We start from the raw sequence: 14759 nt of genomic DNA on the forward strand, positions 1-14759 counted from the left end.
GACTTTTTGCCGGAAACTGGAAAATCCAGCGGCAAGTATGGGCCGGGGCCAATATCCTTAGCCCCTACCCCTGACAGTACCGAGCGCGGTCAGGATGGCGTTCACCTCCATAACATGCTCCGCGGTCTTAACGAGCTTGTCGATATTTCCCGGTTGCTCAGAAAGGAAAGAAGACGGCGCCCAGGCTCCGTCCTGGTGCTGGTTGCCGATGAACCACTCGCCCATCGCGTGGACATGCCGCAGCCAGCCGCCCTCCGGGTCGGCCACCAACATCGTAGCCGCGCCCCAGCCGAACTTGCAGACCTGAACCGAGCCAGGATCCTGAAACTGCTCCGCACAACCATCGACATTGAACTGAAGCAGGCGGGTCGCCAGGCGTAACGGTTCCTGCTGCTTTCTGCGTTGCGCGTAGCTGGACAGAAAGACCGCCGCCATGCCCGGCGTATAGAACGATTGGCGCGGTTTCGAGAAATCGGTTAGAGCCAGCCATGCCAACTGCCCGGCAGGTTCAGTAACCAGCGCAGGCCCGCGACGAAACGAATAGAAGCACTGCTCCGCGCCGATCGGCTGTTGTGCGATGAGGTCGACAACCCAGCGATATGCGAGATCCGCGACGTCATCCTGTCCGGTGATCACCGCAGCGAGCCCGACCTGCGCCGTGGACAACAGGTCGTAAACATCCGTTGCGCGATCGGCAACCGGCCCGATCGGCAGACCGCCGGTCGCCGGATCCTGCATTCGCCTAAGCGCATCCATCGCGGCAAGAGAGGTGCCGAACCGCTCTGTCAGCCATGCGCCGATCGCGAAGTGCGCCAACGGATAGGCGCCAAATCGCCCGCTGCCGAATGCCGGGCCGGGTGCGAATCCGCCATCGTGCGCGAGTTGGCTGCTCTCCGCCCACGCAATCACGCGGGCGGCCGCTTCGCCTTCCCCCGCCACTGCCAATGCCCACGGCACCCTTCCCCAGCCATTACGCTCCTTTGCGCCGACCGGTTCGCCGTCTGCAGCAATGTGGGCGAGCAGCCACTGCACGCCTTTGTCCCGACTGACACGAACTCGCGAGATCGCTGCATCCAGTTCGTTGTTCGTCATTGGCCGGCCCTTGCAGTGAATTTAATGGGCATACGCAACACCCCCGCGGTATTCGCAAACGACGGGTAATACTCGAGCTGATCGTGGTCGATCGCATAGTCCGGCATATGCGTGAGCACCGCGCGGATCATCTGACGAACTTCGACTCTTGCCAGCGGCGCACCGAGGCATTTGTGATGGCCACCGCCGAAGCTGAAGTGGGCTTTCGCATTCGCCCGCTCGGGCCGCACTTCCGTGGGACACTCGAAGACATTCGGATCGCGGTTCGCCGCCGCCCACGAGAAGAGGATGCGCTCGCCCTTGCGCAACTGCTGTCCGTGCATCTCCACGTCACGTCCCACAGTGCGCGCCGTGCCATGGTTTGGCGGATACACACGCAGGATTTCCTCGATGAACTGGTCGATGAATTGATCGTCGGACAACAGCCGCTCGCGGATGTCATGCCGGTTCTCGAGCCACAGCAGCGCGGAGAGCGTGGTCGACATCACGGTGCCAAAGCCACCGAAAATGGCAGCGGACATCATTCCGACCTGGACTTCCAGCTCGAGAGGCTCACCCATGGCCGTTTTAGTCGCCAGCGCGCTCGCGATATCCTTGCGGGGGCACTCCTTGCGCTCTGCCAGCACCTCGCGCATTTTCGACTGCACGAACTTGATGGCTTCGATCGGGTAGTCTGGATGGTCAGTCGGCAGCAACGACGCCTGGTGTGCCGACATCATGAAGGTGCGCCACAGTTCCGGATCGATACCCACGACTTCCATCGTCGTCTTTGCCGCCACCCGCATCGCAAAGTCGGCCGCGAGATCCAGTTCTCCTCTGTCGACCACGTCGGCGATCGCTTCATCAATATGCTTCTGTGCGACCTGGGAAAACCGGCGCACCGCTTGCGGGGCGAAATATGGCGCCTCGATCATGCGTCTCGCCTGATGAATCGGCGGGTCACTTTCCGACAATGAAAGCGTATACGGCAACTCGGGAATCAGAATGCCCTTCGCCCACGGCTTCTCCGGCAAGTTATGCGAAGACGAGAAGGTCTCGTAGTCGTTGACTGCCGCGCTCAAATCCGCATGGCTGCTTAGAACCCAGTAGCCCCCATGCGCATCGGTCCACGCGAGCGGGCACTTTTCTGCCCGGTCCAGCGCGGATTCCGCCCAAGTCTGCTTATATTCCGGGCTATGGTGATCGAAGGCGAACGTACACTTCGCTTGCCCCGCAGAGCCTGCATTCTGTGCGGTTTCACGCGCACCCGAGTGAACTTCGTTTGCGATGAAGACCGCCATCGCATCGCGGTCCACGAAGTTCGACTCATCTTGCGCAAGAACCAGACCGCTCTCGCTGCGCATCCACGACAACGCCTGTCCAAGCCCCTCCTCGTCCCTGAACCACAACTCGGTCACACAGTCATACGCCGGCTCGGGCTGCCCCGGAAACGACCGAAGATAGTTGCGTACATAGCGAACTAGGTTCGGGATGCCCTTTCTGGCGATCGGCACGTGTACGGACTCGTAGTGTGAGCGGAACTCTTCCCGACTCAAATCCGGCCTGCGCTTCATCAGCAAAATCAGCTTCTGTACCTCGCTATTCGCGCTCTGACTCGAACTCGCTTCGGCCTGTTCGACGCCAGTATCCACCTCGTCCGCCAGATAAGTGCGCATCGTTTCGCGCGCCATGAAATTCGCCTCGTCGCGCGCAAGCACCTGCCCTTCTTCACTGCGAGCCCAATCCAACGATTCACGCAGGCCGGTTTCGTCCTTGAACCAGAACTCGGTGATGCAATCAAATGGCGGCAGCGGCCTTCCGGGAAACGCTTTCAGGTAGTTCCGTGCGTAAGAAGCGAGATGCGGCAGGCTGCGCTTCGCAAGCGGCGCGTGTACCGCCTCGTAATGAGCGCGGAATTCATCATGGGTCGAGCCGGCCTTGCGTTCCACCAGCAAAATCAGTTTAGGCATTGCGTTGTTCCTCAGCGGCTTATAGACACGATTTCGTCGAGAATTGGAATGATCGCTTCGCAAAAGCGTACAGGGTCGTCAGATGGCGCAAAATGTCCGAGCTCCGGTAGTTCGCGAAACACGACGCCGGGAATATGCTCGGCAACGGCCATTCCGCCGTGTGCAGGAAACAGCATGCTGCCGTCGTATTCACCGGTGACAACGTAGACCGGGTTCTTCGAAGTGTCGATCAGATGGCCATCCACACGCAGGTCGTGCAGATTCATGAAGTAATCGTTATCGCCCGCGTAGACTCCCGGCACATTCGAGCGATAAACCCAGTACACCTCCTGCGCTGACGACTCCGGCGCGGTGGGCGAAGTTGCCGCCAGGATCCTGGAAGCAAAGTAGTCGGTCGTGGTCAGCGGGTGTCGATGGATGTCGTTGTCGTACGGCCCACGCGAAACGATTTCGTACCAGCCGTTTACAGCCACGAAAGCGCGGAACCGTTCGGCATGGTTCGCCGCGAGATCGAGCGCGAGTTGTCCGCCCACCGAGGTGCCAAGATAGATGGGGCGCGCGAGTCCAAGCGTGTCGCAGATCGCCACGCTCCAATTCATCAAATCGTTTTTGCTCGGCCGATACGGCGCTGCCCACCACCGCTCACCCGTTGGCGGCAACGAGCGGCCGTGATACGGCAAGTCCCAAGCGACCATGCGAAAGCGCCGCTGCAACTCCGGATTCGCCAGCATGTGCCGGTATTGCCGGCTGTCCGCCCCCGCCGTGTGCTGAAGCACCAACGTGATGGGCCCAGAGCCGGCCTCTTCATAATAGACGCGCGCCTCTTGGTCGCCGCACCGAACGAACGCATAGCGCCCGACCGCATTATCGGTGTCGCGGTACGGTTCTGGATTGCTAGAGAAACGGGCGGTCTTGCCCGCTACCGTCTCCCGCAATACCACGAACAGGCGCTGTATTGCCCCCTGATACGGAGCGACCAGCTCATGGAACGCGCCCTCGGCGACGGCTCCGTATTTTCCGCCAGCACTCAGTGACTCGAAGCCGCGTTCCGGGGTCCGGACCAACGCTTTCTGCCAGAACGTACACGGCGCTTTGATCACGATTTGCGCGTCGCCGTGGGCGGGTTCGAGCGTGCTCGGCACGCCGTCCTCGACGTGCAGATCGAATGCATTCTGCTCGAAATCCAGCCGGATGACTGCCGTCAGCTTGCGGAGTTTATAGAGCAATTCGCGATCCTCGCGAATTGCGTGAAGCAATGCGTCGCGATCGATCGCCAGATCGCCGATCTTCGTTTCCGCGTTCATTAAATTGTCTCCTGACCTGCGACGAAGAAACTGCCGGGTGACAGTTTCTTCCTAGTTTTATTGTTCGATCGGGTCCCGCACGAATTACACGCCGCACCTGCAGCGCCGCTGCGTGAACGCCGAACTATCATGAAAAACCGAGCACCGGATGGGGCTCGTAAGTTTCTTCGAGAAGTTTGACTTCGTCTTCAGTCAGCACCAGATCCAGTGCCGCGATCGCTTCGTCCAGCTGCTCGAGTTTGGTCGCCCCGATGATCGGGGACGTCACGCCAGGCCGGGTAGCGACCCATGCGAGTGCGATCTGCATCGGAGCCACACCACGCGCCGCAGCGACTTCGGCAAGCCGCGCCTGCACCGCGAAATCGTCCTCGCGGAAATACAGGTCTTTTGCCCAGGTGTCGTTTTGCGCGCGCAACGTCTCGCCGCCGCCCTCCTTGCGACGATTGCCCGCGAGAAAGCCACGAGCAAGCGGCGACCACGGGATCACGCCAACTCCAGCCGCGCGGCAAAGCGGCAGCATTTCCCGCTCTTCCTCACGATAGACAAGGTTGTACTGCGGTTGCATCGAAATGAATCTGGCCAGCCCATTGCGCTCCTGAATGCCGAGCGCGGTGGCGAATTGCCACGCGTACATCGACGACGCGCCGATATATCGCACCTTCCCCGCCCTCACCAGGTCGTCCAGTGCCCGCGCGGTCTCCTCGAACGGGGTCTCGCTGTCCCAGCGGTGCATCTGGTACAGATCGATGTAGTCGGTCCCGAGCCGCTCAAGGCTCGCATCGACCGCCGCGATGATATGTTTGCGGGACGCGCCACGTTCATTAGGCCCCTTGCCTACCGGACCGAAGAACTTGGTCGCGATAACCACCTCCTCGCGCCGCGCGAACTCTCGGGTAGCCCGGCCAACGGCCCGCTCGCTCGCTCCTTCACCGTACACATTGGCGGTGTCAAAAAAATTGACTCCGGCTTCGATAGCCCGGCGGAAAAACGGCAGACTGGCCTCGTCATCGAGCGCCCAGCCAGCATGCATTTTCCCTTTTCCGTAGGTCATACATCCAAGGCAAATCTTCGAGACTTTGAGACCACTAGCGCCAAGCCTCCGATATTCCATCGTCCGTTCCTCCTGATCTATGCAATCGAAATTATTCCAATGACTTCATAGTAAACATAGTTATCTACGATATGCAGGTTGGGCGTTCGCGTCAACTACATTCGACGAGCACAAGTTTTTCTATACACTTTACGTCAACATAGATATCGTAGATATCTATGTTTGCTTTTCATCGAATTGTGCCCATTGCAACGCAAACCCCGAGAGATCATTGGGGTCGGCCTAACATCCATCAAAGAGGAATGAAACATGTATGAGGGACTGGTAGCTGTCGTGACAGGCGGTGGAAGCGGGATTGGACGCGCTTTGTGCGTGGAGCTAGCGGCACGCGGTGCAAAGGTTGCCGTTGTCGATCTCGATCATGCGACGGCCCAAGCCGTTGCTATCGAGGTGGGTGAATCCGCACGCGCGTATGCGTGCGACGTGGCCGAGCGTCGTCAGCTTGAAACGGTCAGCCGTGAAGTGGTTCGCGATTTCGGTCGCATCAATCTGGTGTTTGCGAACGCAGGGGTCGCGATTGGTGCAAAAGTGTTGGACACCGATCCTCGCGAGTTCCAGTGGCTCTTCGATGTCAACGTCGGCGGAGTATTCAATACGATGCAAATTTTCGTGCCACAACTGCTTGCCGAGGTCGGCAAAGGGAGCACCGCTCGATTCGTCGTAACGGGATCCGAAAATTCACTTGGTCTACCGCTGACCGCGCCACTCACCGCCTATACGGCCACCAAACATGCGGTTCTGGGGCTAGCCGATGGGCTGCGCCGTGACCTGGCCGACACCGGCGTAGGCGTCAGCATTTTCTGTCCCGGCATCGTAGCGACGAGAGTATGGGACGCTCGGCGTGCACGGCAAGATCGCTATGGAGGTTCGAGCAGCATGCCGGCCGAATTTGCCGCTCGGGCCGAGGAGGCGGTCAAGGCGCATGGGTTTGCGCCGGATCTGACCGCCCGGCTGGCGTTGGACGGTGTCGAGCGAGGCGAGTTTCTGATCGTAACCGACCCGCGCATTCGCGAGATCACCAACCCGCGGCATCAGGCAATTGATGCAGCGCTCGACATCTGCGAGACGGGCCTTGCCCGCCTATCTCAATAGGCTACGGAGAGGTGACGTCCCGTACGGCAGCGTGCGGGACATCACCGATGGGCGAAGCCAAAAGCTCGCGCCAGAACCTTCCAGAGTTCGAGCCGGCGACTCAGGCAAGCGCGAGGCCGCGAAGCCAATCCATCGCTCGCGTCGCAAGCTCGGCGCTATTGTCTTCCATCATCAACATGTGGCCATTTCCGTGTATCCCGCTTTCCGGCAGCAGGTCGACCGTGACACTGGGCCGAAGCGCCGCCACCTGACGGGCCTGTTCGACGTCAGCGAGCGACAGCGTACGCGCATGCGGCGGCAGGTTGTCTCCCCACATGATCTTCACCGGAATCTCGGGAAACTCTGGCGCGTCCAAGCCAGGACACGTCAGTGCCGGTTCGATCGCAAGAACTGCCGCAACCTTGGCCGGCCGTGCGCATGCGGCCATCCATCCAAGATGTCCGCCTTGCGAATGGGTAACGAGTACGACTGGCCCCACTTTGTCGATCAACTCGACTAAAGGGGGCAGCGCGCGCGGATCACTCAGGCCCGGCTGCCCGGCTGCGAACGCTGTGGGAACATAGAAGTCGGGCCAGAGTTGGGAAGTGTAGTGATCGAGATGCTCTATAGGAAAACGACCACCGCCGCGTTCAAATCGACGAGCCATTTGATCGCCACAGGTGAATGCGTGGGGAACGGGTTGCGGCTCCGTGCGGGTCGGATTCAGTCCGCCAAGATCCGGCGCTGAGCGACCTCGCCATGCCTGATCGATCGTGATCGTTTCAAAACCGCCGCGTACGAATAAGGTCTCCCAACCGTCACGGCCGTCCGGCGTCGTTTCCCAGGTCACGCCCGTGTGCATTCCGCCATGGACGAACACCACCGGAAGGGAAAACTCGCGCGCCGCCGGCACCATCCTCCGTACATACATCGCGCCTGTTCGCGCGTACTCGCGGCCGAACACGGTGGTTTCCATCTCGTGGTTCGTACCGCCCACGTAAAAGCTTTCCAATTTCGCTAGAACGAGGTCCTTCATCACCGCTCCTGTACGACTCAGTATGTTTTAGGGAGCTGCCTGCGAACTGAAAGCAGCGGCCGGTCCGGTTAGTCACGCTCCGCACTGCAGCGGCTCCCCGCGTGTGAGCCGGGTGCCCCTCACGAGGACTAAGTTTCCAATGCGTCCAGCATGGCCTTGACTTCCACCCGGCTTATCTTGTCGGATACCGTGCGCGGCAAGCGCGGCACCACGTGGATTCGGGCCGGCACTTCATAAGGCGTCAGGTGCTCCTTCGCGAACAATCTCAATGCGGAGGCGTCAATCTCTTCATCCGCTCGCGACGGCTCGACGACCGCCACTGGCACTTCGCCGAGGCGCTCGTCCCGTCTGCCGATCACGATCGCGTCGTTCACACCCGGATAGCGCCGGATCAGGTCCGCAACTTTTCCGGCCATGATCTTGAAACCGCCGCGAATGATCGCGTCGTCGGAGCGCCCGAGGACGTAGAGAAAGCCATCCTCATCAATGCGCGCGATGTCCGTCGTGCGAATCCATGACTTTCCGCCATCGATACGTTGCAGTCGCGCCTCGAGCACGCCGACCTCACCGCGCGCGACTTCCGCGCCCGAATCGGCCTCCACTACACGTATCTCAACGCCCTTGGACGTCCGTCCGACGCTGCCACGCTTGTCTTTGCCAAACTGGCGATAGTCGTCGAGCGTCCAACTCGTGACGACGCCCATGAATTCGGTAGCACCGTAGGTGGTAAGTACCGGAACACCGAATTTGCTTTCGAATGCATCCTGCAGTTCGACGGCAAGCGGTGCCGTCCCGGCCCGCACGGCGGTCACGCTGGAAAAGTCTTCCCGCGTCGCCGGGCTGTCCACCATCATCTTTATCGCGGTCGGCGGCAGTGGCACGAAACGCGGCCGGTAGCGCACCAGCATTTCCGTGAACCTGGCTGGATCGAACTTCTCAAACAGCACGATCGGCCGAACCTCGAATACCGCCATCAGCGTATTGAAGGTGCCGCTCGTATGAACAAGCGGACTGAACATTAACGTCGGCGAAGTCTTCGGCTCCAACTTTGGCTGTTCCACGGTCCCACGTGCGCTCCTGATACCGTCCCTCAACGACGCCTCGATAGTGTGCTCGGCGATAGGAATCCGCTTCGGGGCACCGGTCGTCCCGCTGGTCTGAATCTCGATTAACGTGCCTTCGCCGCGAGTGCGGAAGGGCCCGATGCCGCGCGGGGTGCGCTCCGTGTAGTCAATTTCTTCATTTTGCAGCGACAGTTCGAGTACTTGGGTGCCGGTCCGTCTCGCCGCAGCGAGAACTTCGGGTACGAGGTCGTCTGCAGTACCGAGCAGGCACGCAAGCCGCAGCTCCTCCACTTCCTTTGCGACCTGGTTTGCCGAGCGCACCGCATTGATCAGCAGCACAGGCTTTCCTGCTCCCAATGCCGCGATGAACGCAGCGACTGGCTCGGTCCGGTTACGGCCAAGCAGGCCAACGAGTTCTTCCGAATTCCCCGGCTTGTCGAGCAGCGATTCGAGCTCGGCAATCGACGCACCCAGGCCGCCCCACGTGATCTGTTCAGATCCGAAATCGATCGCGGTCCGACTGCCTCCCGCGACCGTCACCTCCTTGATATGACTGGCAATGCTCATGACACTCCCTCAACGCGTTTCGTAGGCCTTGCGCTTCCCGGTCTTGAGCATGTTCTCTACTTGCGCAATGCCCAGCTCGTTGCCGATCTGCGTATAGGAAAGACCACGTGTCATCGCCTGGGAACGCCCCACGTCGAGCGACTCCCAGATCGCGCGGACCGTGCCCTGAGTCGCGACAGAGGGCTTGCCGGCAATCACTGACGCGACGTAATGCGCGCGCTCCCACAGCTTGTCCGTCGCAACCAGTTCCGACACGAGGCCTATCTGATGCGCGCGCTGCGCGCTCATCCGCTCTTCGACGCCCATCAGTGACATCCTCAACACCTCGCCGATCGGCATGCGCCGGGACATGCTGATCGGTTCCAGCGCTGCGACGAGCCCGAAGTCGACATGCGGATCGAAGAAGCTCGCATCCTCCGCCGCGATCACGACGTCGGAGCCACCCACCAGATAAAATGCGCCGCCGGCGCACATACCGTTGATCGCACAGATCACCGGTTTCCAGACACGGTGGTGTTTCGGGTCCAGACTTTCACCCGGGTCGGGCTTATTCCACACGTTGTCCGGATATTTGAATCCCTGTACGCGATCGAGCCCCGTCGAGAACGCTCGTGCGCCGGTGGCCCGAACGACCACCGCATGCACTGCGTCGTCGTCGCGCACTACCTGCCAGAGCCGCCGGATTTCAGCGAGCATATCCGCGTTGATCGCATTGAGCTTTTCGTCACGGTTCAGAGTAATCGTCGCGACGTGATCATTGCCCAACTGGTATTGCACAAATTCCATCATGACTATTCTTCCCAGAACGCAAGCGCGCCATCGGCGCGCCGGTACATTTCGAGTCCAGAATCCCTCACTTGAAACCGAGGTCTTCCCACTTCCGGTTCACGTTGTTCATCGCCTCGCGTCCGCCGACCCGGTCACGCTCCCGCAGGAAATTTAGCTCGTCTTCGCGCCACACGACATTGGAAAACAACGGGTGCGCGACGGTGGCGAAGTTTAGGAAAGCGCCGAGGCCGAGTCCGTGGTAGAACTGCTGCAAGGCACGCTTGCCAAGCATCAGGTTGTCCGTACTGTGAGCTGCAACCGCGCGCGCGTAACGAAGCGCCTCTGCGTCGAGCTGGTCACGAGGCACTACTGAATTGGCGACACCCCACGATTTCAATTCCTCTGCCGTGAGCGTGCGACCGGTCAAAAGCGCTTCCATTCCCCGGTTAAGCCCGAGACGCAGCAAGGTCATTGGCAGTTGCGTTTCAAAGCCGGCGAAGCCGATCCGGCTTTGCCGTCGTGCGACGTACGCATCGTCCGAAAGCAACAACAGGTCGGCCGTCATCGCGAACGAGAAGCCCTGACCGAGCACTGCACCTTGCGCCGCGACGATAACGACCTTATCGCCCCAAATGGTCCCGTTAAGCGTAGTGTCAAGTAGCTGGCGAATGCCGCGCATGCGCTTCGATTGCCCGAGACGGCCACCCTTCTTCAGACCGAACGCTTCCACCGGCATTTTCTGCGTGTCCTCGCCGGCGCAGAAATCAGTGCCCGTTCCCGACAGGATGATGACTTTCACCATGTCGTCGTCCTGGGCCTTGCGGAACGCATCCGCCAACATCTCGTTCATCACGGGCGTCAGGATCGCGTTCTTCCGATGCGGCCGATTCATGATGATGCGCGCGATATGATCTTCGACGACCTCATAGAGGATGCACTGCGTGAGATCTTCGGCTTCGGTTTTCGTCGGATTTTCCATAGTATTTTTACTCCCCGCGTTGAGCGTCGACGAAGTCATCGATGCGTTGGTGATAGTGACGAATCCGGGACTCCTGGTAGCGCCCGAGCATCACGCCGCTACGCACAGTCGAGTGCAGCCCTTTCCAGACGCCGACAATATTTTCGTAGTCCTGATCGAAGATGGGTCCAAGCCGGCCGAGACCCGCGTGCGCCGCGAACGGTTGATCTTCCGGCAACCATTCCATCTTCGGCGCACGCGGCACAGCCTTCGACAGATCACGAGGCGCGAGCAGATAGACCTCCATAATGGAGCTGTCGTGACGGTCGCCGTTCGGCCTGAAGCGGTACACAATCGGCAAACCGAAGCCGTGCCACGGCAGGAAATTCGGAAACAGGAAATACTCGACCGCGTCGAGCATCTCGACGTCCGTCAGATGTTCGACCGGCCTGCCTAGTACTTTCGAAACGTCGGTGCGGCGCTGCGCGGCTAGCACACCACGATAAGTTTGCCCGGGCTCGAGCTGCAGAGATTCGCGTCCCGTCGATTTCGACACGTAGTCGGCGAATTCCTGTTCGGTCATATCCGCGGTAATACCGCCGGCCTGTGCAACCGATACCGTCGCGAGCCGGCTCACGTTCGGACCGTAGATGTCGTACTGCGTCTCCGCGTATTCGGAAACCGGCACCGACTGTGGATGCGTTGGCGACACATGGTAGGACTCCATGAAAGCCTCCATCGCCACTTTCCAATTTGCGGGCATTACTCTCGCGACGTGAATCGCAATACGACGCTCTTCAAGTGGCGCGGACTGGAAGTGGTCGCGCAGATTGCCGATGTACTGCTCGAAAGGCTCCGGGTTCGCAGCGGGGTTGATGAACACGAAGCCGCCCCAAGTCGCCACTGCAACTTCAGGAAGGCACATGTCGTGTTCACAGGTTTGCGGGAAATCCCAGTCTTCGGTGACCTTTCTGAGCGACCCATCCAGATTCCAGGTCCAACCGTGGAACCGGCAAGCGAACGCACCGGCGTGCCCGTCGCCATCCACCAGTTGCATGCCGCGATGAAGACATGCATTCGGATACGCCTTGATGGCATTTTCCGAAATCCGTACGACGATAAACGAGCGCGCTCCGATCTCGTATGTGGTGTAGTCCCCGGCCCCGGGAATCTCGGTCTCGTGGCAGGCCATCTGCCACACCGACGACCACATCTGCTTCATCTCGCGCTCGTGAAAGTCGCGCGAGATGTAACGGCTTATTGAGACGTCGTGAGTGCCCAGATCTTTTGGCGAAGGCGTCGCATACGCGTCAGAAGCACGGCGCACGTCCTTTGATAGCCATAGGGGAATTGTTGGGTGTTTCGCTTTGCTGCCGCTCGCCATGCGTGTCTCCTCGTTACCTTGGAACGTTGCAGCCGGGCGTTGATCTCCCGCCCGCTAAGGTTGTACTATAGTTCAACAAAGTTAAATACGTTATCTTAGTGTACCATCTAAACGAAACGGTGCGCAGTCGCTAAAAGGGCTGCGTTCTAATCAGTAATTACCCCAAGACATGGCGGAGATAGCGTTGGAAAATTCGAATTGGATAGCCGAGAACCATCAACTCGACTCGAGCGCTCTTAAGAGCATTTATCGCAAGGTTGCGTTGATCCGGGCATCAGAGCAGGCGATCGCCAAGCAACTTCGCGCCGGCAAGATTTCATTCAGCTTCTATCCGGTCACCGGCCAGGAACTCGCGCCCGCGGTGCTGTCGGAATGTCTTGGTAAAGACGATCAGATGGTGACCATCTACCGTGGACTGGCTGACGTGTTGGCACGCGGGCTGCCGCTGCGCGAGCTGCTGGCGGAATTCATCGGTCACCCGGCTGGTGTATCGGGGGGCCAAGGCGGCGGGATGGGTGTCGCGAAACCCGAACTTGGCCTGATGATGACGACGGGCATTGTCGGTTCGAGCGCGCCGGTCGGCGTCGGGCTCGCGCTAGCCAGTCAGTTGCAGAAAAGCGGAAAGGTCGTCAGCGTCAGCTTCGGCGACGGCGCGACCAGTATTGGCGCGGTGCATGAAGCCATGCTATTCGCTTCGCTGTGGAAGCTGCCGCTGGTTTTCGTTTGCCATAACAACTCGTGGGCCGAGTCGACACCGTTCTCCGAGTACTCGGTGCTCGAGCAACTGTCGAAGCGGGCCGACGCTTATTGCATGCCGGGCGTCACCGTGAACGGCCGCGACCCGCACGCACTGGCCGACGAGTTCAACCAGGCGATCGGGCGCGCACGCCGGGGCGAAGGTCCGACGTTCATCGAATCCGTCACTTATCGTCTCGGCGGCCACTACTTCGCCGACGCAGGCGCCTATATGAACCAGGCGGAGCTGACCGACGAGCGGACCCGCGACCCGGTTCCGGCGCTGCGCGCCCGGCTTCTTCAGGATGGCGTAGCAACCGCGGGCGAGCTCGACGATATCGATGCAGGCGTTGCCGCCGAGGTGTCGGGACACGTCGAGTTCGTGCTCGGCACGCCCCCTGCTCCGGTTCAGCATGCGGATGTCGTGCGCAACACGTATGCCCAGCCCGACTTCGCGCCGTTCTCCCGTCAGCGACCAGCCGCCGGTGCGGCGCCCACTGGTGCGATGCGCAAGGCGACGATGCGCGATGCGTTCAATGAAGCGCTCACGATTGCGATGGAACAGGACCCCGGGGTGATCATGCTCGGCGAGGACATCGCCGATCCCGCCGGTGGCGTCGTGGGGATCAGCCGTGGCTTGTCGACGCGCTTCGGCGACCGGGTGCGCTCGACGCCGATCGCCGAACAAGGGATCTTCGGCGCGTGCGTCGGCGCGGGTCTCGCCGGCCTCAAACCCGTCGGGGAACTGCTGATGATGGACTTTCTGCCGGTCGCGATGGATCAGCTGATCAATCACGCGGCCAAGGCTCGTTATATGAGCGGCGGCCAGACGTCGGTGCCGATGACGATGATGACGCTGGTAGGCGCGGGCAATGGTGCACAGCACTCGCAGAGCACGGAGGCGTGGCTCATGCATACGCCGGGACTGAAGGTCTGCTTCCCGAGCAACCCGGCGGACGCGAAGGGTCTGCTGCTGTCGTGCATCTTCGATCCCGATCCGTGCGTGCTGATCCACTCGATGCTGAACCTGTTCGGCCAGAACGAAATGCCCGAGGGCGAATACCGGATTCCGCTCGGTCTCGCCGCGGTTCGGCGCATCGGCACCGATGTCACGCTGATTTCGTATGGCCCCACCGTCAACGACGCGCTGAAGGCTGCCGACATTCTGGCGAGCAAGGGCGTCAGTGCCGAGGTCATCGACCTGCGCAGCCTCGTGCCGCTCGACGGCGAGACCCTGCTCGAATCGGTCAGCAAAACCGGCCGCGCTGTCATCGCGCATCGCGCGACCGAATTCATGGGCCCGGCCGCGGAAATCAGCGCAATTCTGCATCGCGAGCTGTTCGGCACGCTCAAGGCGCCCATCGCGCGCGTCGCCGGTGCTTATTCACCCGTTCCCAAACACGGTGGCATGCTCGCCCTGCACTACCAGGGTGCAGAGGCCATCGTCCAAGCAAGCATGGAGATGATGTAATGACAGAACTCAGAATCCCCGCAGCCGGCGACGCCGTTAGCGAGGTGCAACTCGTGGAATGGAGCGCGACGGACGGTGCGTCGGTGAGCGAAGGCGATGTGCTTTATTCGATTGAAAGCGAAAAGTCGATTCTCGATGTCGAGTCGCCCGCTTCCGGTGTGCTGCGTATCCTCGAGCAACCAGGAGCAACGCTTGTAGTTGGCCATCTCGTAGGCCGTATCGACTAAAGCAACTCCAGGAACTACAAAG

The 14759-nt window shown here is 60.4% G+C and carries 12 protein-coding genes; 3 read left to right on the forward strand and 9 right to left on the reverse strand.

Annotated features, from left to right (window positions below; all coding sequences use genetic code 11):
• Positions 1 to 57 precede the first annotated feature (57 nt).
• The 4 genes from PQR54_RS24240 to PQR54_RS24255 all read right to left on the reverse strand — a co-directional run bounded on the left by PQR54_RS24240 (position 58) and on the right by PQR54_RS24255 (position 5456).
• A complete protein-coding gene (locus tag PQR54_RS24240) occupies positions 58 to 1092 on the reverse strand; it encodes a hypothetical protein (protein ID WP_408250108.1) in 1035 nt (344 codons plus the stop codon).
• A complete protein-coding gene (locus tag PQR54_RS24245) occupies positions 1089 to 3041 on the reverse strand; it encodes a cytochrome P450 (RefSeq protein ID WP_408250110.1) in 1953 nt (650 codons plus the stop codon). The genes PQR54_RS24240 and PQR54_RS24245 overlap by 4 nt, the downstream gene beginning before the upstream one ends.
• Before the next feature lie 11 nt (positions 3042 to 3052).
• Complete coding sequence (locus PQR54_RS24250) at positions 3053 to 4183, reverse strand: alpha/beta fold hydrolase (RefSeq protein ID WP_408250112.1); 1131 nt, start codon at positions 4181 to 4183, stop codon at positions 3053 to 3055.
• 289 nt (positions 4184 to 4472) lie between these two features.
• On the reverse strand, positions 4473 to 5456 hold the full coding sequence (locus PQR54_RS24255) for an aldo/keto reductase (protein ID WP_408250114.1): 984 nt from the start codon (positions 5454 to 5456) through the stop codon (positions 4473 to 4475).
• 249 nt (positions 5457 to 5705) lie between these two features.
• Between PQR54_RS24255 and PQR54_RS24260 the strand changes: the two genes are divergently transcribed.
• Positions 5706 to 6548: an SDR family oxidoreductase gene (locus tag PQR54_RS24260; protein WP_408250116.1), complete on the forward strand. Its 843-nt coding sequence runs from the start codon at positions 5706 to 5708 to the stop codon at positions 6546 to 6548.
• A gap of 100 nt (positions 6549 to 6648) precedes the next feature.
• Here PQR54_RS24260 and PQR54_RS24265 read toward each other — a convergent pair whose 3' ends face one another.
• From PQR54_RS24265 to PQR54_RS24285, 5 genes are all read right to left on the reverse strand, one after another.
• A complete protein-coding gene (locus PQR54_RS24265) occupies positions 6649 to 7563 on the reverse strand; it encodes an alpha/beta hydrolase family protein (RefSeq protein WP_408250118.1) in 915 nt (304 codons plus the stop codon).
• Between the two features lie 128 nt (positions 7564 to 7691).
• Positions 7692 to 9194, reverse strand: coding sequence for a class I adenylate-forming enzyme family protein (locus PQR54_RS24270; protein WP_408250120.1), 1503 nt, complete (start codon positions 9192 to 9194; stop codon positions 7692 to 7694).
• Positions 9195 to 9203: 9 nt separating this feature from the next.
• Complete coding sequence (locus PQR54_RS24275; protein WP_408250122.1) at positions 9204 to 9983, reverse strand: enoyl-CoA hydratase/isomerase family protein; 780 nt, start codon at positions 9981 to 9983, stop codon at positions 9204 to 9206.
• Positions 9984 to 10047: 64 nt separating this feature from the next.
• A complete protein-coding gene (locus tag PQR54_RS24280; RefSeq protein WP_408250124.1) occupies positions 10048 to 10941 on the reverse strand; it encodes an enoyl-CoA hydratase/isomerase family protein in 894 nt (297 codons plus the stop codon).
• Positions 10942 to 10948: 7 nt separating this feature from the next.
• Positions 10949 to 12142 carry an aromatic ring-hydroxylating dioxygenase subunit alpha gene (locus PQR54_RS24285; RefSeq protein ID WP_408250126.1) on the reverse strand — a complete coding sequence of 398 codons (1194 nt, stop codon included), beginning with the start codon at positions 12140 to 12142 and terminating at the stop codon, positions 10949 to 10951.
• Between the two features lie 346 nt (positions 12143 to 12488).
• Here PQR54_RS24285 and PQR54_RS24290 point away from each other — a divergent pair, with 346 nt between their 5' ends.
• Both PQR54_RS24290 and PQR54_RS24295 read left to right on the forward strand, forming a co-directional pair.
• Positions 12489 to 14510, forward strand: coding sequence for an alpha-ketoacid dehydrogenase subunit alpha/beta (locus PQR54_RS24290; RefSeq protein WP_408250128.1), 2022 nt, complete (start codon positions 12489 to 12491; stop codon positions 14508 to 14510).
• Positions 14510 to 14737: a lipoyl domain-containing protein gene (locus PQR54_RS24295; protein WP_408250130.1), complete on the forward strand. Its 228-nt coding sequence runs from the start codon at positions 14510 to 14512 to the stop codon at positions 14735 to 14737. The genes PQR54_RS24290 and PQR54_RS24295 overlap by 1 nt, the downstream gene beginning before the upstream one ends.
• Positions 14738 to 14759: the final 22 nt, after the last annotated feature.

Origin of the sequence: Paraburkholderia phytofirmans, assembly GCF_046028095.1 — a bacterium.
GTDB lineage: Bacteria > Pseudomonadota > Gammaproteobacteria > Burkholderiales > Burkholderiaceae > Paraburkholderia > Paraburkholderia phytofirmans_A.